The 24978-nt window shown below is 71.7% G+C and carries 26 protein-coding genes; 16 read left to right on the top strand and 10 right to left on the bottom strand.

The features are described from left to right. Positions 1 to 8: 8 nt before the first annotated feature. The gene (locus ACIA6A_RS17675) at positions 9 to 746 is read right to left on the bottom strand and encodes an SDR family oxidoreductase (RefSeq protein WP_396098735.1); all 738 of its coding nucleotides are present in this window, start codon (positions 744 to 746) and stop codon (positions 9 to 11) included. A 103-nt stretch (positions 747 to 849) separates the two neighbouring features. On the opposite strand from ACIA6A_RS17675, the gene ACIA6A_RS17670 reads away from it, so the two are divergent. Both ACIA6A_RS17670 and gndA read left to right on the top strand, forming a co-directional pair. After that, positions 850 to 1671, top strand: coding sequence for a helix-turn-helix transcriptional regulator (locus ACIA6A_RS17670; RefSeq protein WP_396098734.1), 822 nt, complete (start codon positions 850 to 852; stop codon positions 1669 to 1671). A 71-nt stretch (positions 1672 to 1742) separates the two neighbouring features. Then, positions 1743 to 3197, top strand: coding sequence for an NADP-dependent phosphogluconate dehydrogenase (gene gndA, locus ACIA6A_RS17665; protein ID WP_396098733.1), 1455 nt, complete (start codon positions 1743 to 1745; stop codon positions 3195 to 3197). 320 nt (positions 3198 to 3517) lie between these two features. Here the strand turns inward: gndA and ACIA6A_RS17660 are convergent, their stop codons facing one another. Further along, a complete protein-coding gene (locus ACIA6A_RS17660; RefSeq protein WP_396098732.1) occupies positions 3518 to 3742 on the bottom strand; it encodes a hypothetical protein in 225 nt (74 codons plus the stop codon). Between the two features lie 438 nt (positions 3743 to 4180). Here ACIA6A_RS17660 and ACIA6A_RS17655 point away from each other — a divergent pair, with 438 nt between their 5' ends. From ACIA6A_RS17655 to ACIA6A_RS17645, 3 genes are all read left to right on the top strand, one after another. After that, the gene (locus ACIA6A_RS17655; protein ID WP_396098731.1) at positions 4181 to 4732 is read left to right on the top strand and encodes a thymidine kinase; all 552 of its coding nucleotides are present in this window, start codon (positions 4181 to 4183) and stop codon (positions 4730 to 4732) included. A 40-nt stretch (positions 4733 to 4772) separates the two neighbouring features. Next, positions 4773 to 5357: a hypothetical protein gene (locus tag ACIA6A_RS17650; protein ID WP_396098730.1), complete on the top strand. Its 585-nt coding sequence runs from the start codon at positions 4773 to 4775 to the stop codon at positions 5355 to 5357. Between the two features lie 100 nt (positions 5358 to 5457). Further along, positions 5458 to 5646, top strand: a complete 189-nt coding sequence (locus tag ACIA6A_RS17645; protein ID WP_396098729.1) for a hypothetical protein — start codon at positions 5458 to 5460, stop codon at positions 5644 to 5646. Here the strand turns inward: ACIA6A_RS17645 and ACIA6A_RS17640 are convergent. Further along, complete coding sequence (locus ACIA6A_RS17640; RefSeq protein WP_396098728.1) at positions 5636 to 6799, bottom strand: aminotransferase; 1164 nt, start codon at positions 6797 to 6799, stop codon at positions 5636 to 5638. The two genes, ACIA6A_RS17645 and ACIA6A_RS17640, sit on opposite strands and share 11 nt — an antisense overlap. Positions 6800 to 6980: 181 nt before the next feature. On the opposite strand from ACIA6A_RS17640, the gene ACIA6A_RS17635 reads away from it, so the two are divergent. Further along, positions 6981 to 7745: an enoyl-CoA hydratase/isomerase family protein gene (locus ACIA6A_RS17635; protein ID WP_396098727.1), complete on the top strand. Its 765-nt coding sequence runs from the start codon at positions 6981 to 6983 to the stop codon at positions 7743 to 7745. Between the two features lie 209 nt (positions 7746 to 7954). On the opposite strand, the gene ACIA6A_RS17630 is transcribed toward ACIA6A_RS17635, so the two are convergent. Continuing rightward, complete coding sequence (locus tag ACIA6A_RS17630) at positions 7955 to 9340, bottom strand: hypothetical protein (protein WP_396098726.1); 1386 nt, start codon at positions 9338 to 9340, stop codon at positions 7955 to 7957. A gap of 285 nt (positions 9341 to 9625) precedes the next feature. Here ACIA6A_RS17630 and ACIA6A_RS17625 point away from each other — a divergent pair, with 285 nt between their 5' ends. Further along, complete coding sequence (locus ACIA6A_RS17625; protein ID WP_396098725.1) at positions 9626 to 10138, top strand: GNAT family N-acetyltransferase; 513 nt, start codon at positions 9626 to 9628, stop codon at positions 10136 to 10138. 205 nt (positions 10139 to 10343) lie between these two features. Then, entirely contained in the window at positions 10344 to 10817 is a 474-nt protein-coding gene (locus ACIA6A_RS17620) for a response regulator transcription factor (RefSeq protein ID WP_396098724.1), read from the top strand. Between the two features lie 69 nt (positions 10818 to 10886). On the opposite strand, the gene ACIA6A_RS17615 is transcribed toward ACIA6A_RS17620, so the two are convergent. After that, positions 10887 to 11336: an Hsp20/alpha crystallin family protein gene (locus ACIA6A_RS17615; RefSeq protein ID WP_396098723.1), complete on the bottom strand. Its 450-nt coding sequence runs from the start codon at positions 11334 to 11336 to the stop codon at positions 10887 to 10889. 250 nt (positions 11337 to 11586) lie between these two features. Between ACIA6A_RS17615 and ACIA6A_RS17610 the strand changes: the two genes are divergently transcribed. Genes ACIA6A_RS17610 through ACIA6A_RS17600 form a run of 3 tightly spaced genes read left to right on the top strand, consistent with a single transcriptional unit; the run spans position 11587 to position 13114 of the window. Beyond that, a complete protein-coding gene (locus ACIA6A_RS17610; protein ID WP_396098722.1) occupies positions 11587 to 11898 on the top strand; it encodes a hypothetical protein in 312 nt (103 codons plus the stop codon). Positions 11899 to 11926: 28 nt separating this feature from the next. Continuing rightward, a complete protein-coding gene (locus tag ACIA6A_RS17605; RefSeq protein ID WP_396098721.1) occupies positions 11927 to 12799 on the top strand; it encodes an SDR family oxidoreductase in 873 nt (290 codons plus the stop codon). 54 nt (positions 12800 to 12853) lie between these two features. Continuing rightward, the gene (locus ACIA6A_RS17600; RefSeq protein WP_396098720.1) at positions 12854 to 13114 is read left to right on the top strand and encodes a hypothetical protein; all 261 of its coding nucleotides are present in this window, start codon (positions 12854 to 12856) and stop codon (positions 13112 to 13114) included. A gap of 11 nt (positions 13115 to 13125) precedes the next feature. On the opposite strand, the gene ACIA6A_RS17595 is transcribed toward ACIA6A_RS17600, so the two are convergent. Genes ACIA6A_RS17595 through ACIA6A_RS17580 form a run of 4 tightly spaced genes read right to left on the bottom strand, consistent with a single transcriptional unit; the run spans position 13126 to position 18806 of the window. Continuing rightward, complete coding sequence (locus ACIA6A_RS17595) at positions 13126 to 13722, bottom strand: TetR/AcrR family transcriptional regulator (protein WP_396098719.1); 597 nt, start codon at positions 13720 to 13722, stop codon at positions 13126 to 13128. After that, entirely contained in the window at positions 13715 to 15643 is a 1929-nt protein-coding gene (locus ACIA6A_RS17590; RefSeq protein WP_396098718.1) for an acetyl/propionyl/methylcrotonyl-CoA carboxylase subunit alpha, read from the bottom strand. The genes ACIA6A_RS17595 and ACIA6A_RS17590 overlap by 8 nt, the downstream gene beginning before the upstream one ends. 5 nt (positions 15644 to 15648) lie before the next feature. Beyond that, positions 15649 to 17220 carry an acyl-CoA carboxylase subunit beta gene (locus ACIA6A_RS17585; RefSeq protein ID WP_396098717.1) on the bottom strand — a complete coding sequence of 524 codons (1572 nt, stop codon included), beginning with the start codon at positions 17218 to 17220 and terminating at the stop codon, positions 15649 to 15651. Continuing rightward, positions 17172 to 18806 carry an acyclic terpene utilization AtuA family protein gene (locus tag ACIA6A_RS17580; protein WP_396098716.1) on the bottom strand — a complete coding sequence of 545 codons (1635 nt, stop codon included), beginning with the start codon at positions 18804 to 18806 and terminating at the stop codon, positions 17172 to 17174. Before ACIA6A_RS17580 ends, ACIA6A_RS17585 begins: the two co-directional genes overlap by 49 nt. A gap of 79 nt (positions 18807 to 18885) precedes the next feature. Between ACIA6A_RS17580 and ACIA6A_RS17575 the strand changes: the two genes are divergently transcribed. After that, positions 18886 to 20031 (top strand): acyl-CoA dehydrogenase family protein, encoded by a 1146-nt coding sequence (locus ACIA6A_RS17575; RefSeq protein WP_396098715.1) that lies wholly within the window; start codon positions 18886 to 18888, stop codon positions 20029 to 20031. A 1-nt stretch (position 20032) separates the two neighbouring features. Here ACIA6A_RS17575 and ACIA6A_RS17570 read toward each other — a convergent pair whose 3' ends face one another. Continuing rightward, entirely contained in the window at positions 20033 to 20323 is a 291-nt protein-coding gene (locus ACIA6A_RS17570; protein ID WP_396098714.1) for a hypothetical protein, read from the bottom strand. A 138-nt stretch (positions 20324 to 20461) separates the two neighbouring features. Here ACIA6A_RS17570 and ACIA6A_RS17565 point away from each other — a divergent pair, with 138 nt between their 5' ends. Genes ACIA6A_RS17565 through ACIA6A_RS17550 form a run of 4 tightly spaced genes read left to right on the top strand, consistent with a single transcriptional unit; the run spans position 20462 to position 24960 of the window. Further along, complete coding sequence (locus tag ACIA6A_RS17565; RefSeq protein ID WP_396098713.1) at positions 20462 to 22006, top strand: family 16 glycoside hydrolase; 1545 nt, start codon at positions 20462 to 20464, stop codon at positions 22004 to 22006. A 1-nt stretch (position 22007) separates the two neighbouring features. Then, the gene (locus tag ACIA6A_RS17560) at positions 22008 to 22151 is read left to right on the top strand and encodes a hypothetical protein (RefSeq protein ID WP_396098712.1); all 144 of its coding nucleotides are present in this window, start codon (positions 22008 to 22010) and stop codon (positions 22149 to 22151) included. Further along, positions 22148 to 22798 (top strand): polysaccharide lyase family 1 protein, encoded by a 651-nt coding sequence (locus ACIA6A_RS17555; protein ID WP_396098711.1) that lies wholly within the window; start codon positions 22148 to 22150, stop codon positions 22796 to 22798. The genes ACIA6A_RS17560 and ACIA6A_RS17555 overlap by 4 nt, the downstream gene beginning before the upstream one ends. Next, positions 22795 to 24960 (top strand): rhamnogalacturonan lyase, encoded by a 2166-nt coding sequence (locus ACIA6A_RS17550; protein WP_396098710.1) that lies wholly within the window; start codon positions 22795 to 22797, stop codon positions 24958 to 24960. The genes ACIA6A_RS17555 and ACIA6A_RS17550 overlap by 4 nt, the downstream gene beginning before the upstream one ends. The last annotated feature ends 18 nt before the right edge of the window (positions 24961 to 24978 follow it).

Below are 24978 nucleotides of genomic sequence, written 5' to 3'. Positions count from 1 at the left end.
CCCGGTGCTCAGGGGCGCTGGGCGGCCGGGCGCACGATGATCTCGTTGACGTCCACCCCGGCCGGCTGGTCGACGGCGTACGCGACAGCGGCGGCGATCGCCGAGGCCGGCACGACGTTCCTGCGGTACTCGAGCATCGCCTCGCGGGCCACCGGGTCGCTGATGTGCTCGGCGAGCTCCGACTCGGTGACGCCGGGGGAGACGGTGGTGACCCGCAGACCGGGGTCGGACTCCTGGCGCAGCCCTTCGGCGACGGCCCAGGCGGCGTACTTGGTCGCGGAGTAGACGCCCGACGTCGGCACTACCGAGTGCGCACCGATCGAGGCCACCGACACCAGGTGCCCGGAGCCCTGCGCGCGGAACACCGGCAGCACCGCGGCGATGCCGTTGAGCAGGCCGCGCAGGTTCACGTCGATCATCCGGTCCCACTCGTCGACCAGCAGCTCGCCGATCATCGACAGGAGCATGACCCCCGCGTTGGACACCAGCACGTCGACCCGCCCGTGCCGCTCGGCCGCCGCGGTCACGAACGCGATCATCGCCGCCCGGTCCGTCACGTCGAGCGGCCCGACGTCGATCGTGCCGCCGGCGGCCCGGACCTCGGTGGCGATGGTCTCCAGCCGCTCCTCGCGCCGGGCCCCGGCCACCACGATGTGGCCGTCGGCCGCCATCCGCCGGGCGACCGCCTCGCCGATGCCGCTGCTGGCCCCGGTCACCACGACAACCTTCTTCGCTGTGTTCGTCATGACCACCACCCTTCGTCCGTGTGCCCGGGGCGGGAAGACCGCCGCGCTCCCTGGGTGTGACAGGACCAGGCAGCGCGCCGCCGCCGGTTCTAGAGTCGGTGGCATGCCGACGACCCCGATGGGTGAGTTCCTGCGCCACCGCCGCGACGCCGTCCGGCCCGCCGAGGCCGGGCTGCCCGACCGCGGTGACCGCCGGGTCGCCGGGCTGCGCCGTGAGGAGGTGGCCCAGCTCGCCGGCGTCAGCGTCGACTACTACGTCCGGCTCGAACAGGGCCGCGAACGCAACCCGTCACCGCAGGTGGTGGACGCGCTGGCCGCCGCCCTGCGGCTCGGCGACGACGCCCGGGCCCACCTGTTCCGGCTGGCCGGGCTCGCACCCCGGATCCGCCGGGTGTTCACCCCCGAACACGTCGACCCGGCCCTCGAGCAGCTGATGCGGGCCTGGCCCGCGCACCCCGCGATGATCTACGGCCGGGCGTATGACATCCTCGCCGCCAACCCGCTCGGCGAGGCACTGTTCGGCGGCTTCCCGTATTCACGCAACCTCGTCGAGATGGTCTTCCACGACCCGCGGGCCCGGGCGTTCTACGCCGACTGGCCGGCCGTCGCGGCCGGGACGGTGGCCGGCTTCCGGATGCACCTCGGCAACGCCCCGGACGACCCGCGCATCGGCGAGGTGCTGCGCGGGCTGCTCGACAGCAGCGCGGAGTTCGTCGAGCTCTGGGCCCGCCACGACGTGCGCGGCAAGACCCTCGAGGTCAAGAAGCTGCACCACGCCGACGTCGGCGCCCTCACGCTGCGGGTGCAGACGTTCGACGTGCGCGGCGCCGACGGCCAGGAACTCGTCGTCTACCAGGCCGAACCCGGCTCGGCCAGTGCCGATGCGCTGACCCTGCTCGGGATGCTGGCAACCGCACGCCCTTGATCCAGGGCCGGACCCCCGCAACCCCGGATACGGTAGGGCGCAGAAAGCTCAATGGTGAGAAGAGGACGACTGTGACGGACACCAGCAAACAAGCGAACATCGGCGTCGTCGGGCTCGCTGTGATGGGTTCCAACCTCGCGCGCAATCTCGCATCGAGGGACGGCAACACCGTCGCTGTGTACAACCGGAGCTACTCGCGGACCGAGGAGCTCGTGAAGGAGCACGGCGACCTCGGCTTCGTCGCCGCCGAGACGATCGACGAGTTCGTGGCGTCGCTCGCCAAGCCGCGCACCGCGATCATCATGGTGCAGGCCGGCAAGGGCACCGACGCGGTCATCGAGCAGCTCGCGGAGCGTTTCGAGCCCGGTGACATCATCGTCGACGGTGGCAACGCCGACTTCCACGACACCATCCGCCGCGAGAAGGACGTACGCGCCAAGGGGTTGAACTTCGTCGGCGCCGGCATCTCCGGCGGCGAGGAGGGCGCGCTCAAGGGCCCGTCGATCATGCCCGGCGGCTCCGACGAGGCCTGGCAGACCCTCGGCCCGATCCTCACCTCGATCGCCGCGATCGCCGAGGGTGAGCCGTGCGTGACCCACGTCGGCCACGACGGCGCCGGCCACTTCGTCAAGATGGTCCACAACGGCATCGAGTACGCCGACATGCAGCTCATCGCCGAGTCCTACGACCTGCTGCGCCGCGTCGGCGGGCACTCGACGGCCGAGCTGGCCGAGGTCTTCACCACCTGGAACCAGGGCGACCTCGAGTCCTACCTGATCGAGATCACCGCCGAGGTCCTCAAGCAGACCGACGCGGAGTCCGGCAAGCCGCTGGTCGACGTGATCACCGACCAGGCCGGCTCCAAGGGCACCGGCGTCTGGACCGTGCAGAACGCGCTCGGCCTGGGCATCCCGGTCTCCGGTATCGGCGAGGCGGTGTTCGCCCGCGCGGTCAGCTCCAAGCCGTCCCAGCGCGCCGCGGTCCAGGCCACCGTCACGTCCCGGCCCGAGATCCCCCAGGTGCCGGACACGTTCGAGGACGACGTCCGCGCCGCGCTCTACGCCTCCAAGGTTGTCGCGTACGCGCAGGGCTTCGACCTGATCATCGCCGGTGCCGCGCAGTACGACTGGAACATCAACCTCGGCAACATCGCCAAGATCTGGCGGGGTGGCTGCATCATCCGGGCCCGCTTCCTCAACCGCATCGTCGAGGCCTACGAGAACAACCCGAAGCTCGAGACGCTGCTCGCGGACCCGTACTTCGCCAACGCCGTGGCCGAGGGCGACGCCGCCTGGCGCCGCATCGTCGGCATCGCGGCCGCGTCCGGCATCCCGGCCCCGGGCTTCTCGTCGTCGCTGGCCTACTTCGACTCGCTGGCCTCCGACCGCCTCCCGGCCGCGCTGATCCAGGGCCAGCGCGACTTCTTCGGCGCCCACACCTACCAGCGCGTCGACAAGGACGGGGTCTTCCACACCCTGTGGTCCGGCGACCGTTCCGAGATCGCCACCACCCCCTCCACGCACTGACCGCTGTCCGCCGCGCTCACCCGGTGAGCGCGGCGGAGCCGGCCCGGTGACGCCGGCCGGCTCCGGCTCGGCCGCCAGGCGCAGGATCCGGGCGGCCCCCTCCTCGGGGCTCAGCAGCGACCGCTTGATCAGCCCGAGCAGCGGCTTCATCACCGGCGCGGCCATGTCGTCGACGATGCCGGTGGCGACCACCCCGGGATGCACCGCGTCGACGGTCACCCGGGTCCCGGCCAGCCGCCCGGCCAGCGCGTACCTGGTCATCGTGGTGAGCAGCTTCGCCCGCCCGAACGCCTCGAACGGCACGAACCCGGCAGCTCCGTTCACCGCGCGCAGGTCACCGGCCGGGGCCGCCGCCGGATCTTCGTGGTCCGCGCGTCACTCCTCGCCTCCGACACGACGGTGACCACCCACGCCGGCGCCCCGGCCGTGAGCCGGTCGAGCAGCAGCACGCTGAGCCCGCACCCGGCCAGATGATCGACGGCGATACGCATCTCGATCCCGTCGGCGTTCACCAGCCGCCGCCGGTAACGCGCGCCGGCGACCACAGCTACCCGCCCCTGCGACCCCGGCCCCGACCCTCGGCCGTGCGTCTGTCGCGGCCACCGACTGCTGGGGCCGTCGCTTACCCCGGCTGCTGACCCGTCGGGTGGCTGCTGACCTGCCCTCCGGGCCGTCGTCCACCCCGCTCCTCGCGGGTGGTGTATCGGTCCCACGACTCCTCTGATGGTTCTTCTCGTTCGATCCTCTTTCGCTCCGCAGCGCCACCCCTTTCAGCCCAGGTTCCTAGGACGCTTCAGGGGTGGTGTGGGACGTGACTGGAACGTCGGCTGCGGTCGGAGAAGAGGGCGCGCCGGGGTGTGGGCTCCGGCGGCAGAGGGGCAAGACGGGCGGCGGGGTGGGAAATGGGCGGGGTGGTGTGGCCGGTGTCTCGGGGCGGGTGGGTGCCTGCGGCAGCGAAGGTGACCGATGGCACGGTCTGCGGCATGGATCTGACCGTGATCGTCGGCCCGATGAAGGGCGGCAAGTCGCTCGAGATGATCAGCTTGCTGTCGCCGTTGCAGCATGCGGGCATCGCGCACTGTGTCTACCAGTCTGCCCGCCACGGCCGGGACACCGCGGTGACCTCGCGTTCCGGGGGCAGTCTGGCGACGGTGAAGGTGCATTCGCTCGCCGGGGCGGCCGACAGCGGGGTCGACGTCATCGGGGTCGACGAGATCCACATGTTCACCGTCGACGATATCGCGGTGCTGGGGCGCGCCGTCCGTACCGGGATCAAGGTCGTGGTCGCCGGGATTGATCTTGACCATCGCGGGCAGCTGTTCGCGCCGGTGCGGGCACTGTTCGAGCTGGCGCCGGAGAAGGTGATCTACCGGCGGGCGGTGTGTGATGTCTGCCGGTCGCTCGACGCCACGCACACGCAGGTGCTCGAGCACGGCAAGCCGATGATCCGCGAGCTCGCTCCCTCCACGGCACTGCCCGACGACGGCACCTACACGTACGAGGCCAGGTGCCGGCGCTGCGTCGTACTTCCGTAAGTGGGGGTGCGGGCCCGCCGGGGCCGGTAATGTCCGGTTCATGATCACCGTGCCGGCGGGGAGCAGCCTGACCTTGCGCTGCCCCGACGACCAGGAACGGGTCCTCGTCACGCTGGCCGAGGTGCGGGCCGAGTTCATCGCCGAGCTGCCGCCCATCCCGGTGCTGAGTCTCGACGGGCCGGGTGTCCGGCGGTACGGGATCCTGGAACTCGTCACCACCTCCGGGCTCACCTGGGTCGAAGGTGAGTTGCGCGACGACGAGTTCCGGGTGCTCGGTGACGCTCCCGCGGGCATCGTCCAGCGGAGGACGGCCGTGCGGCGCTCCGGTGCGCTGCCGGCCGTCGGCACCGTCCAGATCCAGCAGGGTGCCGGGCGGCGACTGGTCGCGGTGAGCGGCCGGGTGGAGGACATCTCCACCGAGGGGCTGCTGCTGCGGGCCACGTCCCCGGCGCACAGCCCGTCGCTGCCACCGGGTATCGAGCGGACCCTGCTGCACGTGGCGATGCCCTGGGGTGAGCTCACCGCCGCGGTCACCGCCGTCGATCAGCGCGCCGACCTGCTACGGGGCACGTTCGAGTGGATCGGCCCGGCCGACGCGGAAGCTCTAGCTACCTTCTGCGGCTAGTTCTGGTTCTCCTCAAGCGCCTCAGGTGCGGTGGGGGCAGGACGATACGGAGTGACCTCAGCGGGGTCGCACCCGTTCTGCTACTCGGGAGGTTGTAACCATGGCGAACCTTGATGCGGTTCCGAACGTGACGGCGGCTGCCTCGGTCCAGCACACGCTGTTGTCGCAACAGACGGCGATGGCGCAGCGTACGGCGTACGACCGGCACGCGGCAGCCACCCGGACCGTCGCGACGCAGCGGTTGATCGCGGCGCAGCACGATCTGGTGAGCCACCGGTTCATGGCGTGACGCCGGCCAGGCCCAGCCGGTCGGCGACGTCGTCGAGTTCACCGGGGGTGACGTTGGCGAAGCTGACCCTCAGCATGGCGCGATCGTCGGGCAAGAAGGCCGTACCCGGGATGATCAGGGTGTCGTAGGTCTCCACCAGCTCGCGGGCGACGTCCCCGGTGGGGCGTCCCGGGAACGGGTGGCGCACCCAGCCGAAGAAGCCGCCGCTGCTGAGCAGCTCGAAGCCACCCGGCCGGCGGGCCATCACGGTCTCGAACCGCTGCCGTCGCGCGGCCACCTCCGCGGCCCGTTCGTCGCGCCAGCGCCCGGCCCTGGTCAGGCCGGCCCAGGCCGCTTCCTGGCCGATCCGGGGCGCGCAGATGGCCACGCAGTCGGCGAGTTTCGCGATCTGGCGGTTGAGGCCGGCGGACGCGACGACGGCGCCGACCCGGTAGCCGGGGATGGCGAGGTCCTTGGAGAAACTGTGCAGGCTGACCACGGTCCGTTCCCACCGCGGCCCGTCGAACAACCGGTGGGCGGGTTCGCCGGTGCCGCGGAACGTACGGTACGTCTCGTCGAGCACCAGGGCGATGTCGTGCCGCTCGGCCACCTCGGCGAACGCGGCCAGGGTGGCCGGCGACAGCGTCACCCCGCTGGGGTTGCCCGGGGTGACGAGCACGATGGCCCGGGTCCGCGCGGTGATGAGGGCCTCGGCGTCGCAAGCGGAGGGTACGAACCCCGGGCCCGGTTCCAGGTAGGTGGCCGTGATACCCGTCATCCGCAGCCACATGTCGTGGTTGAAGTAGTACGGCAGCGCGAGGATCACCTCGTCCCCGGCCTGGGCGAGCGCTGAGACGGCCAGGCAGAAGGCCTGGTTGCACCCCGCGGTGACGAGCACGTTCGCCGCGGTGATCCGGGCGTCGTAGGCCTGGTTCAGGTCGGTGGCGACGGCTTCGCGCAGGTGGGGGAGCCCGGAGATCTCCCCGTAGTCCGCGCCGTGCGGGTCCCGGGCGACGGCGGCGACGTGCTCGACGACCGCGGGCGCCGGCGGGTACTGCGGCGCGGCCTGCGCGAGGTTCAGCAACGGCCGCCGCCCGGCCCGCCGGTCGAGCAGCGCGTAGGCGGTGCCGATGGGGGAGTCGCTCTGCTGGACCGGGCCGGGATTGAGGCGCACCTGACCACCCTATGCGCGTATCGATAGGGTCGACCGGTGCGTGTGGTGACGACGCACGGGGCGGCGCCGGCCTACGGGGCGGTGGCGGCAGGTCGTCCACCGGCATCTGAGCCCTGGTCCGTACATTGCCGAGGTTGTCCTGGGATTCTGGTTTTGCTGGCGGCGGGCAGGAGGTACGCGGATGAGCGACGAACTGCTGGTGTCGGTCGACGGTGACGTGGCGGTGGTGGAGCTGAACCGACCGCCGAACAACCACCTCGACGAAGGGCTCGTCGGGCAGCTCGTGGACGCGGTCGCGGACCTGGACGTCAGTCCCGCGTGCCGGGTGATCGTGCTGGCGGCCCGGGGCCGGCACTTCTGCGGGGGTGCGGATCTGGGTTCGGACTTCGCGGACGACAAGGTCGCCTCCGCGTCGCGGTTGTACCGGCGGGCGGCACCGCTGTTCGAGGTGCGGATGCCGATGATCGCCGCGGTGCACGGTACGGCGGTCGGCGGCGGGCTCGGTCTCGCGTGTGCCGCGGATTTCCGGGTGGCGGAGCCGTCGACGCGGTTCGTCGCCAACTTCGCGACGCTCGGCTTCCACCAGGGTTTCGGGTTGAGCGTCACGTTGCCGGAGCTGGTCGGGCGGCAGGTGGCCACCGATCTGCTGCTGACCGCGCGCCGGGTCGGTGGCGAGGAGGCGGTGCGTGTCGGGCTCGCCGACCGGCTGGCCGAGCCGGGGCAGGTGCGGGAGACCGCGATGGCCTGGGCGCGGTCGATCGCGGCTGCGGCACCTCTGGCCGTACGGTCGATCCGGGCGACCCTGCGCGGCGATCTCCCGCAACGGGTCCGCCGGGCGCTGGAACACGAACTGGCCGAGCAGGCCGTCCTGTGGCAGACCCGCGACAGCGCCGAGGGCATCGCGGCCAGCCTGGAACGCCGCCGCCCGACTTTTGAAGGCCGATGACCGGGGTCGGTGATCGGGCCAGACGATGGGGCCCAGCGGCGGCTCGGCTCTTCCTGGAACACACCGGATCGGCCCCCGGGAAGTACGTCCGTGACGCCCGCACGGAAGCCGCCGCCCACCTGCTGGCCGGCACAACCCTGCGACAGGCCTTCACCGCACGGTACGGGACCCCGCCGTCCCGTTACCGCGCCCAGCACACGAGATAGCGGTCAGCTGGTCTTGGTCACGGTGACCGAGCTGACCGGCTTCTTGTTGAGCTTGTCCATCGGGGTGCTCACCCCGTTGCCCCACGTGCCGGCGTTGGCCGCGTCCTGCTTCTGCTTGGCCAGGTAGTCGTAGCCGGCGTTGGTCAGCCGGTCCACCCGGACCGTCCACTTCTCCCCGATGCCCTCGCCGTCCTTCGACCCGAGCGGGATCTCGTAGTCGGCGATCCTGCCGTTCGAGACGCTCAGCGGACCCTCGAGGAAGCACCACTCACTGACACAGACGGTCAGCGCGAGCCGGCTCCCGGTCGCGGCGACATCGGCGTCGGACACACTGAACGTGACGTTGAAGCGGCGGCCGACGCCCGTACCGTTCTTCGGCGAGACGATCCCGGTCACGGTCGCCGGCGGCGGAGCGGTGGTCTTCGTGGCCTGCCTGGTCGGCGTGGTCGTGGCCGGATCCTTGGCCGCCGGGCTGGTCGTCGCCGCGGCCGGACTGCTGCTGGTCGCCGCCGAGGGACCGGCCGGCACGGAGGCGCTGGGGGCCACGCCGGGTTGCTCGCTGACGGAGGCCGCGCCGGGCGGCACATCCGGCGCCGACGTGACGGTTGCCCCGTCGGGGACACGGTCGTCGGCGACGGGGGTGGCGGCGGTGGTCTGGGTGCCGGGTCGCACCAGGACGACGACCAGCATGACAACGGCGAAGACAACAGCCGCCGAGGTGATCACCCAGGGTGTCCGCGACTTCTTCTGACCGCCTGGATCCCCGAACGGCGACGGCGAGACCGGAGCCCCCGAGACCGGCGTGCCCGAGACCGGCGTGCCCTGGACCGGGGGGCCCGGGGTCGGGAAGGCGTTGGCCGGGGTGCTTACGGCTGGGAGGACGGGAGCCGGGGTGCTTACGGCCGGGAGGCCCGAGGTCGGGGTGCCGGAGACCGGTGGGGAGAAGGTGTGCTGGTCTGCGGGGGCCGGCGTCGCGGATTCGTCCGCGTAGTCGCGGGCGTGAGAGACCGCCGGGTGGTCGTCGCCGAGGGCGGCCGGGCCGTACCGGGCCACCAGCGCGAAGTTCTTGCGGGCCTCGTGCCGGTTGGCCAGTTCCTCGGCGACCACCGCGATGTCGTAGGCCAGCAGGACCATCAGTGGGTCGGCCGGACCGACCCGCTGACCCGCCGCGTACGCCTCTTCGAGCAACCGCCGTGCCCCGGCCGGGTCACCCTGCCGGGTATGCAGGCCGGCCAGCTGCCGCATCGTCGCCAGCAGCTCGGGGTCGCCGGTGGCGAGGCCGGGCCGGCCCTGGTCGACGGCCTGTTCGAGGATCGCCCGGGCGGCGGGCAGATCTCCACCGGCGGCCGCCTGCTGGGCCTGCTGACGGGCGTGAGGATACGGAAGCACCCGGCCATGGTTCCCGATCACCGCCCCAACCGCCACCCTGGTCCGGCAAGGTGCGCAGGGCGTCATACCCCGACTACCAGGAGTGGCATGGCGGCCCGGCCCGGATGAGGATCAGGCCGCGACGATGCGGCCGTCGACGACAGGTTGAGGTCGAGAGTCACCCGCGCGCTTCCGTCCGGAGGACCCTGGGAAAGGCCCCGTTCCAGGAGCCGATCAATCCTGTTACGAGATCGATGGTCTTGGCGGGGGTGCCGATCTACTCTTGCGGGCGTGCCAGGATCATCGTTGACCGCCGTTGTCCGCCGAGCCACCGAGAACGACGTGGCCGACATCGCCAGGATCTGCTCCACGGCCTATCACGACACCTATCGTGACCTGCTGCCCGAGGGGTACATCGAGCGCAGCGTCGCCGAGTTCTACCAGGAGCCCCGGGTGGCGAAGGACGTGACACCGACACCGCCGGAGTGGTTCGGCTATCAGGTCGTCGAGGAGGACGGCCGGGTGCTCGGCGCGGCGGGCGGCGGCATGACCGGCCCGGCCACCGGCGAGCTGTCCCGGGTCTACCTCGACGCGACGGTGCGCGGCCGGGGCCTGGGCACCCTGCTGCTGGACCGGGTCACCGAGCAGATCCGCGAGGCCGGCGGCACCCAGATGTGGGTCTCGGTCTTCCTGGGCGACCAGGCGGGCATCGGCTTCTACCGGGCCCGCGGCTTCCAGCCGGTCGACACCGTCCGGGCCACCCTCTCCCGCCTCGACGACCACATCGTCAGCCTCCGCATGCGCCGGGCCCTGGGCTGAGCTGGGCTGGACTGAGCTGGGTGAGCTGCGTTGGGCTGAGCTGCGTTGGGCTGAGCTGCGTTGGGCTGGGCTGCGCCCGATGATCACTCCCGTGCTGCAACGCGGATTGTGCTCCCCGGCCGGGATCGCCCGCCGATGTGCTCCGGCGTTCGACCCGGCCGGTGCCTGACGGCCGGTCGCCCCCGACCGTTGACGAGGAGCCCCGATGGCCACGACCACCCCAGCCGCCCCGGTCCCAGCCACCGCGCTCGCCGCGGCCATGGTCCCGGCCGCCGGGCTCGCCGCGGCCACGGTCCCGGCCGCCGTGCTCACCGCCGCCACGGTGCTGGTGGCCGACGACGACCCGGACATCCGTGACCTCATCGGGCTCAAGCTCCGCACCGCCGGATACACCGTGCTCAGCGCCGACAACGGGACCACCGCGCTCGATCTGGCCGAACGCCACCTGCCCGACATCGTCATCCTCGACGTCGCGATGCCCGGTCTGACCGGTTTCGGGGTCTGCTACCAGCTGCAGACGCTCCGGGCGACGGTCAAGATCCCGGTGATCATTCTCAGCTCGCTCGACAACGACGATGACATCACGCTGGGCTACACCATCGGCGCCGACGACTACCTCATCAAGCCGGTGGTCCCGGGCGACCTCGTCCAGCGCGTCCAGGCGTTGCTGACCCACTGAGGCTTGGCCTGGCCTGGCCTGGCCTGGGCGGGACGGGGCGGGAAGGCCGGCCCGCCCAGGCCCGAGGGATCAGGCCGGGGAAATCGCAGCCTGCTCGGCGCCGGACCGGCTTGCGGCGGTGGTGATGGCGATGCGGCGCGGCTTCGCGGCCTCGGCGACCGGGATGGTCACCGTCAGCACCCCGTCCTGCCAGGTGGCGGTGATCCGGTCGGGGTCCAGGCCGTCGGCGAGGGTGAGCCGTCGCTCGAAGGTGCCGGTCGGGCGCTCGCGGCGGACCCACTGCACGTCGTCGTCGGTGCGCGGGGAGCGCTCGGCGCGGATGGTGAGCACCCGGTTGTCGACGTCGATCAGCACCGAGCCGGGGTCGACGCCGGCCAGGTCGCAGTGCAGGACGAAGTGGTCGCCGGAACGGTAGAGGTCCATCGGCATCGCCATGGTGGTGCCGCCGGGGACGGCGGCGCTGTGCAGCTGGCCGGCCAGGCGGTCGAGCTCACGGAAAGGATCGAAAGTCAGCACCACTGGAATCCACCTCCCAGGAGAGGTCCGCCGGCCGGTCCGGCGGACGCGTGGCGCTCGGCTGAGGATCAGATCGCCGAGGTCGCCGCATGCTCCGTGGTGGTCCATCACCGCGTGGAGCAGCAGCGACAAGTAATTTTTTAGCACTCGTCCTGGGGGAGTGACAAGCGGATCCGGCGAGATTTTCCGCGGTTCCCGATCGGTGTGGGCGGGGGGTGCCGGGGTACTACGACCGGTTCGGGAAGGGACAACCATGATCATGCGGATCGGGTGGGCGGTCGTCCTGGTGACGATGCCGGAACGGCTGCTGCGGGCGGCCGGTGGCGGGCCGGTTCCGCCGGCTGCGGTCGCCGTCGTGCGGGCGCTGGGGGTGCGGCATCTGCTGCAGGCCGGTGCGAGTGTGGTGCCGGGCACCGGGACGCTCAGCGCGCTGGCCGACACGGTGCACGCTGCCAGCTGTGCCGGGTTCGCGGCCGGGTCGCCGCGCTGGCGCCGGGTGGCGCTGGCCGATGCGGTCGTCGAGGCCGGGTTCGCGGTCGCGGGATGGCGGGCCCACCGGGATTAGGGGCGTTCTCCGGGGGCAATCCACGATCATGACCGAGGATCAGTTCCGGACACCGGATGAGCAGGGCAGCGACCAGATCCCCCACCCGGGCCTGACCGCGGAGATGGACGACAAGCCCGATCACGGCGAGGACAGTTACCGGGGGACCGGGCGGCTGACCGGCAAGCGGGCGGTCATCACCGGTGGCGATTCCGGGATCGGGCGCGCGGTGGCGATCGCGTTCGCCCGCGAGGGCGCCGATGTGCTGCTGTCCTACCTGCCCGAGGAAGAGGACGACGCGCGGGAGACCGCTCAGCTGGTCGAGAAGGCCGGGCGGAAAGCGGTCGGCGTGCCCGGGGACATCCGCGACGAGGCGCACTGCGCGGCTCTCGTGCGGCGGGCGGTCGACGAGCTCGGCGGGCTGGACATCCTGGTCAACAACGCGGCCTACCAGATGTCGCAGGACAAGGGCATTCTCGGCATCAGCACCGAGCAGTTCGACCGGGTCATGAAGACCAACCTGTATGCGATGTTCTGGTTGAGCAAGGCCGCGGTGCCGCACCTGGGCCGCGGCTCGACGATCATCAACACCGCGTCGATCCAGGCGTACGACCCGTCGCCGAACCTGCTCGACTATGCCACCACGAAGGCCGGCATCATCGCGTTCACCAAGGCGCTGGCCGCGGACCTCGCGGACCGGGGTGTCCGGGTCAACGCGGTGGCGCCGGGGCCGATCTGGACACCGCTGATCCCGGCGACCATGGCACCGGAGAAGGTGGACTCGTTCGGCGCGGACACCCCGATAGGCCGGGCCGGGCAGCCCGCCGAGCTGGCCCCCGCGTACGTCTTCTTCGCCTCCCCGGAATCGAGCTATGTCACCGGTGAGGTCCTCGGTGTCACCGGCGGCCGCCCGCTGGCCTGAGCGGTGCCTGAGCGGCGGATGCAACGCCCGGCGGCCAGGGCGCGTCTCTATGGTGTGAAGAGTTATCGCTGCCGGGATGCCGTGCCGCGCCGGGATCCGGTGCCGGCGGCCCACCGGCCGGTCGTGGACGAGTTGCGGGCCTACTTCGACTCGACCCGCTGGGTGCCCGGTGCGACGACCCCGGCTGACATCGCGCGAGCGGTCGCGGCCAGTCGCCGGTTGGCGCGGCGGCGGCAGGTCCGGGTCGTGCTGCTGGTCGCGGTCGGCGTGATCGTGGTGGCCCTCGCCGGTTTCCACCTCGGCCGCCTGCTGTGAAACGGTGCTGATCAGACCCGGGTGAGCGCGGCGGCCAGCTGATCGGACCAGGCACGGACGACGCGGGCCCGGCGCGCGGAGTCGTCGGTGAGGACGTCGGCCAGGGCCAGGCCGCGGGCCAGGTCGAGGGTGGCCTGGATCAGCGCGCGCAGGTCCGGGTCGGTGTCGTCCACCCCGAGCAGGCGTACGGCCCGCCGGTGCACGCCCCGGGCGAAGTGCCGTTCCAGCGGCACCACCGTGGCGCGCAGGTCGGGGTCCGCCGCCGCCACGGTCCACACCTGCAGCGCGGCCCGGAACAGGTCGCCCCCGATGGCGTCGACCAGGCCGGTGACCACGGCGTGCACCCGTTCCGGCCCGGTGCCCCCGGGGTCGGGGAGGTGGTCGAGCAGGGCCGCCCGCTGCTCGAACATGTGCTCGAGGGCGGCCACGATGAGCGCTTCCCGGGTACGGAAATGGTGCTGGACCGCGCCCCGGCTGATGCCGGCCTCGGCGGCGATGACCGCGACCGTCGAGGTTTCCCAGCCACGGGTGGCCAGGCAGCGGATCGTGGTCTCCAGCAGCCGTTGCCGGGTGGCCCGGGAGCGGTCCTGTTTGGCCGGTTCAGGCATCGACCACGGCCAGCGGGGTGCCCTGCGCGACCTGCTGCCCGACGGCTACCGGCAGGTCGGTGACGGTGCCGGCGGCCGGGGCGCGTACCACGTGTTCCATCTTCATCGCCTCCAGCCGGATCAACGCCTGACCGGCGGTGACGGATTCGCCCACGCGCACCTCGACCGCGACCACGGTGCCGGGCATCGGGGCGACCAGCGCGCCGGCCGGGAGCTGCCGCGACGGGTCGGTGAAGCGGGGGACCCGGCGCACCGTCGCCGAGGCGTGCGGCCCGTCGACGGCCACGTGGTCGTCGTACCGGGCAATCCGCCAGGCCCGCCGGACGCCGTCGAGGTCGAGCACGACCCGCTCCGCGGTGGCTTCGACCAGCGCGATCGCGGTCTTTCCCGGCACCTCCAGGCCGTCGCGGCCGAACCGGTACCGGGCCGCAACTTCATGATCATCGACGGCATAGGTACGGGTACGGTAGCCGACCGGGATGTTGCGGAACCCGCCGGCCGGGGTGCCCCGCTCGTGCGCCACGTCGGACAGTGCGGCGATCAGGGCGGCGAGTTCCGGGTCGAGACCCGTCCCCGCGGTCAGCGCGGCCGGCGGATGCGTGGTGTAGAAGCTGGTGTCGGCGGTGCCGTCCAGGAACGACGGGTGCAGCAGGCTCGCGACGAGCAGGTCCTGGTTGGTGGTGACGCCGTGGATCCGGGCCCGGCGCAGCGCGGCGGCCAGCTGCCGGACGGCCACGTCGCGGGTCGGCGCGTACGAGATGACCTTGGCCAGCATCGCGTCGTAGTGGGTGCCGACGACCGTGCCCGCCTCGACGCCGGAGTCGAGCCGGATGCCCGCACCCGCGGGTCGCTCGAAGCGGGTGCCGGGAAGGTCGAACGTGACCACCGTGCCGGTCCGGGGCCGCCAGTCGTCGGCCGGGCTCTCGGCGTACACGCGGGCCTCGACGGCGTGCCCGGTCATGACCGGTTCGGGGCCGGTGAGCGGGCGGCCCTCGGCGACGTCGAGCTGCAGGTCGACCAGGTCGGTGCCGGTGACGCACTCGGTGACCGGGTGCTCGACCTGCAGGCGGGTGTTCATCTCCAGGAACCAGAATCCGCCGTGGTCGTCGGCCAGGAACTCCACCGTCCCGGCGCCGACGTACCCGACCGCGGCCGCCGCGTCCCGGCCCGCGCTCAGCAGGCGTTCGCGCAGGTCACCGCCGATCCGGTCGACGAGCGGGGCGGGGGCCTCCTCGATGACCTTCTGATGGCGGCGTTGCAGGGAGCATTCACGTTCGCCGAGCGCCCAGACCGTACCGTGCGTGTCGGCCATGATCTGGACCTCGACGTGGTGTCCGGTGGCGAGGTAGCGCTCGCAGAACACGGTGGCGTCGCCGAACGCGGCCTCGGCCTCCCGCGCGGCCCCGGCCAGCGCGCCGGGTAGCTCGGCGAGATCATCGACGATCCGGATGCCGCGCCCGCCACCGCCGGCCGACGCCTTGACCAGCACCGGGAGGTCGGCCGCGGTGATGGCGCCGGGATCGAGCCGCGCGAGGACGGGCACGCCGGCGGCGGCCATCCGGGCCTTGGACGCCACTTTGGAACCCATCAGCTCGATCGCCTCGGCGCCGGGCCCGATCCAGGTCAGCCCGGCGTTCTGCACCGCGCGGGCGAACGCCGCGGTCTCGGACAGGAAGCCGTACCCCGGGTGGATCGCGTCGGCGCCGGCCCGGTGGGCGGCCTCGATGATCAGATCGGTACGCAGGTACGTGTCCGCGGGCGCCGACCCGGGCAGCCGTACGGCGCTGTCGGCGTCACGCACGTGCGGGCTGTCCGCGTCCGCGTCGCTGAACACCGCGACCGTGGCCAGGCCCCGCCGCCGGCAGGTGGTGAAGATCCGGCGCGCGATCTCGCCCCGGTTGGCAACCAGCACAGTGTGCATGTCGTTCACATCCGGAAGACGCCGAAGGAGCCGGTGCCGCGCACCGGCGCCGAGTGGATCGCGGACAGCGCGAGACCGAGCACGTCGCGGGTGTCGCGGGGGTCGATGATGCCGTCGTCGTAGACCAGCCCGGAGAGCACCAGCGGCATCGACTCCGCGGTGATCTGCCGTTCGACCATCTGCCGGGCGACCTGCGCGGCGTCCTCGTCGAACGGCTTGCCCCGGGCGTGCGCGGAGGCCTGCGAGACCAGGTACGTCACGTCGGCGAGCTGCTTGGCGCCCATCACCGAGGAGCGGGCGCTGGGCCAGCTGAACACGAACCGGGGCTCGAACGCGCGGCCGCACATGCCGTAGTGCCCGGCGCCGTACGAGTTGCCGATCAGCACCGAGAGGTGCGGCACGGTCGAGTTCGCCACCGCGTTGATCATCATGGCGCCGTGTTTGATGATGCCGCCCTGTTCGTACTCCTTGCCGACCATGAACCCGGTCGTGTTGTGCAGGAACAGCAGGGGAGTGTGCGACCGGTTGGCGAGCTGGATGAACTGGGCCGCCTTCTGCGCCTCGGCACTGAACAGCACGCCCTGCGCGTTGGCCAGGATGCCGATCGGATACCCGTGGAGCTGGGCCCAGCCGGTCACCAGCGAACTCCCGTACAGCGGCTTGACCTCGTCGAAGTCGCTGTCGTCGACGATCCGGGCGATGATCTCGCGCGGGTCGAACGGCGTCCGCAGGTCCGGCGGCACGATGGACGCCAGGTCCTGCGCCGGGTGACGTGGCGGCATCGGGGAGGCGGTGACCGGGCCGGACGCCTTGCGCCAGTTGAGCCGCGCGACGATCCGCCGCCCGATCCGGATCGCGTCCGGCTCGTCGACGGCATAGTGGTCGGCCAGCCCGGACACCCGGGCGTGCATCTCGGCACCGCCCAGCGACTCGTCGTCGGACTCCTCCCCGGTGGCGGCCTTCACCAGCGGCGGGCCGGCCAGGAACACCTTGGACCGCTTCTCGATCATCACCACGTGGTCGCTCATCCCGGGCAGGTACGCGCCCCCGGCCGTCGACGTCCCGAACACCAGCGCGATCGTCGGGATCCCGGCCGCGGACAGCCGGGTCAGGTCCCGGAACACCGCGCCGCCCGGGATGAACACGTCCTTCTGGGTCGGCAGGTCGGCGCCGCCGGACTCGACCAGCACGATGACCGGGAGCCGGTTCTGCAGCGCGATCTCGTGCATCCGGAGCGTCTTGCGCAGTGACCATGGGTTGCTCGACCCGCCCCTGACCGTGGGGTCGTTCGCGATCAGCAGGCACTCGACGCCGCTGACCTCGCCGATGCCGGCAACGACGCTGCCGCCGACGGTGAAGTCCGAGCCGTACCCGGCGAGCGCGCACAGCTCCAGGAACGGCGAGTCCAGGTCGAGCAGCAGCTCGATGCGTTCCCGGGCGGTCAGCTTGCCGCGCGCGTGGTGCCGGGCGACCGCCTGCTCACCGCCGCCGGCGACGGCCTTGGCGATCTCGGCCGCGACCTCGTCCATCATGCGTCCTCCCGCAGCGGTACCTCGACGACGCGCGAGCGCAGCCATTCGCCGAGCCCCTTGGCCTGCGGGTCGAAGCGCGCGTCGTAGGCGACACCGGCGCTGAGCAGGCCCTCGATCACCACGTTGACCGCCCGCAGGTTCGGCAACCGGGTGATCCGCACCGGGTGGGGGCCGGCCTCCGGGAGCAGCTCACGGATCGTCTCTTCGCAGATCAAGGTCGCCAGCCATGGGTACGAGTCCTCGTCGCGAACCCACAGCCCGATGGTCGCGTCCCCGCCCTTGTCCCCGGACCGCGCCCCGGCGACGGTCCCCAGCGGACGGGGTGCGGTGGGGCCGGACCACTCCGCGTCGTCCGGCCCGTACCGGGGCTCGAGGGGGAGGGTGACCGCCGGCGGCTCGATCGTCTCGACGGTGCCGTCGTCGAGCACCACCTCGTGGGCGGCCTGCGGGACGTACTCGGCGGTGAACACGCCGTAGGGGTGCGCGCCGCCCGGCGGGGTCGTGGCGAAGAACCCCGGGTAGGAGCCCAGCGCCAGCTCGACCGCGACGTTGCTGAACGCGCGGCCGACCGCCTTCTCGTCCGGGCCCCGGGCCACCACGGTGAGCAGCGCGGACGCCTGCTGCTGGGTGGGGGCGTCCGGGCGGTCGAGTCGGGCGAGGGTCCACTCGACCCCGGCCGGGCCGGTGGCCTCGAACTGGCGGCGGAACAGCTCGGCCTTCGCCTCGATGTCGAGGCCGGTCAGCACGAGTGTCATCGCGTTGCGGTAGCCACCCGGTGCGGTGCGGCCCACCTTGAGGTCCGGGGGTGGTGGTTCCCCGCGCACGCCGGTGATCTCCACGCGGTCGGGGCCGCTCTGGCGCAGGGACACCGTGTCGAGCCGGGTGGTCACGTCGGGTCCGGGGTAGCGGGCGTCGCTCACCTCGTACACCAGTTGGGCGGTGACCGTGCCGACCGTGACCGCGCCCCCGGTCCCGGGGTGTTTGGTGATGACGCTGGAGCCGTCCGCGCGCAGCTCGGCGATCGGGAAGCCGGGGTGCAGCGGGTCCGCGATCTCGGTGAAGAACGCGTAGTTGCCGCCGGTGGCCTGGGTGCCGCACTCGAGCACGTGACCGGCCACGGTGGCCCCGGCGAGCGCGTCGAGGTCGCCGCGGTCCCAGCCGAACCGGGCGATGCCCGCGCCGATGACCAGCGACGCGTCGGTCACCCGCCCGGTGACCACGACGTCGGCTCCGGCCTCCAACGCGCGGGCGATCCCGAAAGCGCCCAGGTAGGCGTGCCTTCCGGGGCCCAGCTCGTCGCCGCGGACCAGCGCGATCCGCGCGCCGGCGCCCAGCTCGCGCAGCGCCGTCACCAGGCCGGCCGGGTTGACCCCGCCGGCGTTGGCGACGATCCGCACGCCACGGTCCAGGGCCAGCCGCAGACCGTCCTTGAGCTGGGCGAGGAACGTCTTCGCGTAGCCGGTGGACGGGTCGCGGGCCCGGTCGCGGCCCAGGATCAGCATGGTCAGCTCGGCCAGGTAGTCGCCGGTGAGCACGTCCAGCTCGCCGCCCTCGAGCATCTCGCGCATCGCGGTGAACCGGTCGCCGTAGAAGCCGGAGCAGTTACCGACCCGCACCGTCTCGGTCGTCATGCCACGTGACACTGGCACAGCCCGCAAAAACAAGCAAGCGTGCTTGTTTTTGCCCGGGGGCGGCGACTACGGTCGGCGGATGCGGCTCACCGAGGACCACCGCGCGTTCCGTGACAGCGTCCGCCGGTTCGTCGACGCGGAGATCAATCCGCACGTCGACGGCTGGGAGGCGGCCGGCCGGGTGCCGCTGCACGACCTGTTCCCCAGGGCCGCGGCGCTGGGTCTGCTCGGCCTCGGCTACGACCCGGCCTACGGCGGCGAGGGCGCCGACCACAGCTTCGAGATGGTCGCCGCCGAGGAATACGGCCGGATCCACGCGACCGGCGTCGCCATGGCCCTCGGCGTGCAGTCGGCGATGGCCACCCCGTCACTGCACGAGTACGGCACCGACGAGCTGAAGCAGCGGTACCTGGCCCCGGCCGTCGCGGGGCGGATGGTCGCCGCGATCGCCGTCACCGAACCGGGCACCGGCTCCGACGTGGCGCAGCTGCGCACGCGGGCGGTCCGCGACGGCGACGACTGGGTGATCAGCGGCAGCAAGGTGTACATCACCAACGGCGCCCAGGCCGACTGGCTGTGCCTGCTCGCCCGCACCTCCGACGAGGGCGGATACCGCGGCATGTCGCAGATCGTGGTGCCCACCGCCACGGCCGGCTTCAGCGTCGCCCGGACGTTCGACAAGCTCGGCAACCGCTGCTCGGACACCGCGGAGCTGGTGCTCGACGAGGTGCGGGTGCCGGTCGCGAACACCATCGGCGTGCCGGGGCGCGGGTTCCAGCAGCAGATGGGCCAGTTCGTCACCGAGCGGATGTTCGCCGCCTACTCCGCGGTCGGCCAGTGCCAGTACGCGCTCGACCGTACCCGGGCCTTCGTCCGTGACCGCAAGGTCTTCGGCACCCCGCTGGCCGGCCGGCAGTACGTCGCGTTCCGCCTCACCGAACTGCAGGCCGAGGTGGACCTGCTGCGCAGCCACAACCTGGTCACCTGCGAGACGCTGATGGCCGGCGCGGACATCACCCGGATGGCGACGGTGGCCAAGCTCAAGGCGGGCCGCCTGGTCCGTGAGGTCGCCGACTGGTGCCTGCAGTTCCACGGCGGCGCCGGGTACCTCGAGGAGACCTGGACCGCCCGGCTGCTCCGCGACACCCGGCTGACCTCCATCGGTGCCGGCGCCGACGAGGTCATGCTGCAGGTCCTGGCCCGCCTCGACGGCCTGCCCGCCTGAGTCAGAGCCCCTGCTCCCAGCGCTGCCGGCGCTGCTCGGCGGTCTGCTCCCACCAGGGTGTGCCGCGTTCGCCGAGCGCGACCTTCGCCGCCTGCACCCGGGCCCGCGCGGGCGCCGGATCCTCGCCGGCCCGCAGTGCCGCGCCGACATCGCGCCGGGCCGCCATCAGCACCTTGCGCAACCGCGCCGCCACGTCCTCGGGGATGTCCGGGTCGGTGGCCCGCCAGCGGCGGCCGTCGATGACGACGAAGTGCCCGTCCTCGGTGATCTCCGGTGGCTCCTCGCGTGCCATGCGACCCCTTCGTCCGGCGATCTATGCAACATTCCTGCACATCGTAATTCATTGACTGTTCTCGAAGTCCGAGCTTATGTTTCATCCATTCTCGCTTGTCGCTACCGACCTCGCTTGTTGCCGCTGAGGAGCCCGGACATGAATCGGAGAACATGGCTCGTTGCCGCCGTGCTGACGATATCGATATCGCTCACGGCCATTCCCGCCCATGCCGCCACCCTGTTCGGTGACAATTTCCAGGACGGGAACGCGGACGGCTGGACCCGCTCCAACGGCTCGTGGTCGGTGGTCACCGACGGCACGCCCGCGCTGCGCCAGTCCAGCACCAGCGCGACCGCCCGGGCACTCGCCGGCATCACCACCTGGACCGACTACACCGTCACGGCACGGGTCCGCCCGATCGCGTACGCCGCCCCGAACCGCTCCGCCGGGGTCGCCGCCCGGGCCCGGTCGACCAGCGAGTTCTACACCCTCGTGCTGACCGGTGCGGGCACGGCCGAGCTCCAGCGGGTCTCCGGCGGCACGGCCACCGTGCTCGGTTCGGCCGCCGTCGGGGGCGCCACCGGGACGTGGCACACGCTCGCCCTCACCGTCCGGGGCGCCACGCTGAGCGGTGCCGTCGACGGGGCCACGGTGCTCACCGCCACCGACACGGCGATCACCTCCGGGCGGATCGGGCTGATCGCGACGTACGCGAGCGCTTCCTTCGACGACGTGGCGGTCACCGACTCCGCGCCCGATCCGGTGCCCACCCCGGGGACCTGCACGGTCGCGGGCACGGCGGCCGGGTTCGCCGCGGTGAACGCCTGGGGCCGCAACGGCACGACCGGCGGCGCGGGCGGGCCGGTGGTCGCGGTCAGCACCGCCGCCGAGCTCATCGCCGCGATCGCGGCGACCGGGCCGCTCACCGTCTGCGTCAGCGGCACCATCACCCTGCCCGCCGGAATGTACGACGTGAGCAGCGACAAGTCGATCGTCGGCGTGGGCGCCACGGCGGGCATCACCGGCGGCGGCCTGAACATCGGCCTGCCGGTCTCCGCGGTGACGGAACCACCCGCCGGCGCCGTGCACAACGTGATCGTGCAGAACCTGTCGTTCCGCGGCGCCAGCGACGACTCGATCAACGTGCAGATGTTCTCGCACCACGTGTGGATCGACCACAACGACCTGGCCCAGGGCTACGACGGTCTGATCGACATCAAGCGCGGCTCGTCGTACGTGACCGTGTCCTGGAACCACACCCACCACCACACCAAGAACATGCTGCTGGGCCACGACGACGACAACGGCGCGCAGGACACCGGCCGGCTCAAGGTCAGCTACCACCACAACTGGTTCGACGCGACGCCGCAGCGCAACCCGAGGGTCCGCTTCGGCGAGCCGGTGCACGTCTGGAACAACTACTACTTCTACAACACCGACACCGGGGTGGCCTGCCAGAACACCGCCGGCTGCATGGTCGAGGGCAACTACTTCGAGGACGTCGAGGAGCCGGTCACCAACACGTACGCGGGCCCGGCCGGCCGCTGCGTCGCCCGCAACAACGTCTTCGTGGGTGAATCCGGGGCGCCGGTCTGCAGCGGCACGGTCCAGGAGCCGTCGGCCTACTACGCCTACACGCTCGACGACCCGGCCACCGTGAAGTCGCTCGTCACCGCCGGTGCCGGCGTAGGGAAGGTGTGACATGCGCAAGCTCCCCGTAGCGCTGCTGGCGGCCGGTCTGCTGGCCGTTCCCGGCCCGGCGGTCGCGGCCGAACCGGTCGCCGACGGGTTCGCGACCGGCACACCGGCGGGGCGACCATCACCGGGATCGGCGGGAACGCGGTGATCTCGGGTGGCGGATTCGATTTCTACCGCTCGTCGAACGTGATCGTGCGGAATCTGACCTTCGCCGACGCCGAGGACGACGCCATCAACGTGGGGCAGCAATCGCACCACATCTGGATCCACCACAACACGTTCGTGCGGCCGGTCGACGGGTCGGTCGACATCGTGCGGGGCGCCGATTTCGTCACCGTGTCGTGGAACCATTTCGCCGGCACCGACAAGAGCATGCTCATCGGGCACTCCGACGGCGCCTCGTCCACCGACGTCGGCCACCTGAAGGTGAGCATCCACCACAACTGGTTCGACGGCTCACGGCAGCGGCACCCCCGGGTCCGTTTCGGTGACCCGGTGCACGTCTACAACAACTACTTCCAGAGCAACGCTTTGTACGGCGTGGCGTCCACGATGAACGCCGGAGTGCTCGTCGAGGGCAACTATTTCGCGTCGGTGCCGTACCCGTGTTTCTCAGCCGGCGGTTATGCCGGCAGCGGTCCGGGGCGGTTGGTGAACCGCTCGAACGTCTTCGTCGCCTCCGGCGTGTGCGAGAGCGGCGGGACGGTCGATGACCCGCGCACCTGGTATTCGTACACCCTGGATCCCGCGGCGAACGTCCCGGCGCTCGTGACGGCAGGTGCCGGAGCACGATGAAAGCCTTTCTTGTCGTTCTTCTGCTGCTGATTCCCGCGGCCCCCGCCGCTGCCGCCGTCAGCTCCCGTCCCGACCGTGGTCTCGTGGTCGCGGCGACCGCCGAGGGGTCGTTCCTGAGCTGGCGGCTGCTCGGCCGGGAGGTGACGGGGGCGTCGGCGACCGGGCTGACCGGGGTGACGTTCCGTGTCTACCGCGACGGGCGGCGGATCGCCACGGTCACCGACAGCACCAACTACCTGGACCGCGATGGGTCATCGACCGCGAAGTACCGGGTCGCGGCGGTCACCCACGGTGTCGAGGTGGATCGCAGTGCGGTCGTGTCGCCGTGGTCGGCCGGTTACTACGACCTGCCGCTGCGCAAACCGGCCGACGGGGTGACGCCGGCCGGGGAGGCGTACACGTACGCGGCGAACGACATGAGCGTCGGCGATGTCGACGGTGACGGGCAGTACGAATACGTCGTGAAATGGGATCCGTCGAATTCCAAGGACGTGTCGCAGGTCGGCTACACCGGGAACGTGTTCGTCGACGCGTACGAGCTCGACGGCACCCTGCTGTGGCGCATCGACCTGGGTGTGAACATTCGGGCCGGGGCGCATTACACGCAGTTCCTGGTCTACGACTTCGACCGCGACGGCCGCGCCGAACTGATGATGAAGACCGCGCCGGGAACCCGCGACGGCCGGGGCCGGCTCCTCTCCCGTGACACCACCGACTACCGCATGAGCGCAGCCGATTATCGCCGGCACCTGGTGACCACATTCCTCGGCTGGGACCGGCATCCGGAGGTCGTGGCCGGGCACTGGCCGGCGACCCTGGAACAGGCGTTCGGCATCGCGCCCGCGTATGCGTACCCGTTGAGCCGGGCGGACGCGGAAGCGCTCGTGGACTATTTCCTCGACGTGTACGCACCGTCGCGCAGCACCCGCAACAACCTGCGCGCGTTCGAGGGATTCGTCGTCGACGGGCCGGAATTCCTCACCGTTTTCGAGGGCGCCACCGGGCGGGAGTTGCAGTCGATCCCCTACAAGCCCGGCCGGCACGACGACGGGCTCATGTGGGGCGACTACGCGCTGCCGCGCATCGAACCGGGCAACCGGGTGGACCGTTTCCTCGCCGGTGTGGCCTACCTCGACGGGCGCCGCCCGTCAGCGGTGTTCGCCCGCGGTTACTACACCCGCACCACGCTGGTCGCCTACGGCTGGGACGGCCACCGGCTGCACGAGAACTGGTACGTCGACAGCGGCTGGACCCCCATGACGAACCCGTTCAACGACACCCCGCACGGGCGTGACGGCACCGACCCGGAGTACGGCACGCTGACCACCCAGGGGTTCCACTCGCTCAGCGCCGCGGACGTGGACGGCGACGGACGCCAGGAGATCGTCTACGGCGCCGCCACCATCGACGACGACGGCGCTCTGCTGTACTCCTCGACCGGCGTCCTGCCGTCGGGGGAGCGGATCCGCCTCGGCCACGGCGACGCCATGCACGTCACCGACATCGACCCGGACCGCCCCGGCCTGGAGATCTTCACCGTGCACGAGAACGCGGCGACCGCCCCGTACGGCATGGCGATGCGCGACGCGGCCACCGGTGAGGTGCTCTTCGGGACGTACTCGGGCCGCGACACCGGGCGCGGCATGATCGGCGACGTACTGCCGGAGGTCCGCGGCATCGAGTCGTGGGCCAGCCTGCCCGGCGGCTCCGAGGCGCTCGGCGTGCACACCGCGACCGGCCGGGTGCTGCCCGGCCCCATCCCCGGCACCAACCAGAGCATCCGCTGGTCGGCGGACCTGACCACGCAGATCCTCGCCGGCGCCGGCGACGTCACCCCCACCATCGACGACTGGCGGCGTGGCACGCTGCTCACGGCCGAGGGCACCCGCACCAACAACGGTACGAAGGGAAACGCGTCCCTGATCGCCGACATCCTCGGCGACTGGCGTGAGGAGTTGCTCCTGCGCACGATCGACAGCACCGCGATCCGCGTCTACCTGAGCACCGAGCTGACCACCCACAAACTGCCCACGCTCATGGACGACCGGCAGTATCGGGTCGAGGTCGCCCGCCAGCAGACGACGTACAACCAGCCGTCGTACCCGGGCTTCTATCTGGCCGCGGACACCGACTGGGCTAGGCTCGCCGCGGCACGCAGGTAGAACGGACGCTCGGAGGGC

Origin of the sequence: Actinoplanes sp. NPDC051494 (assembly GCF_044454705.1) — a bacterium.
Taxonomy (GTDB): domain Bacteria; phylum Actinomycetota; class Actinomycetes; order Mycobacteriales; family Micromonosporaceae; genus Actinoplanes.
The sequence above is the reverse complement of the archived record's forward strand: the minus strand, read 5'-3'. Positions and strand labels throughout refer to the sequence as shown.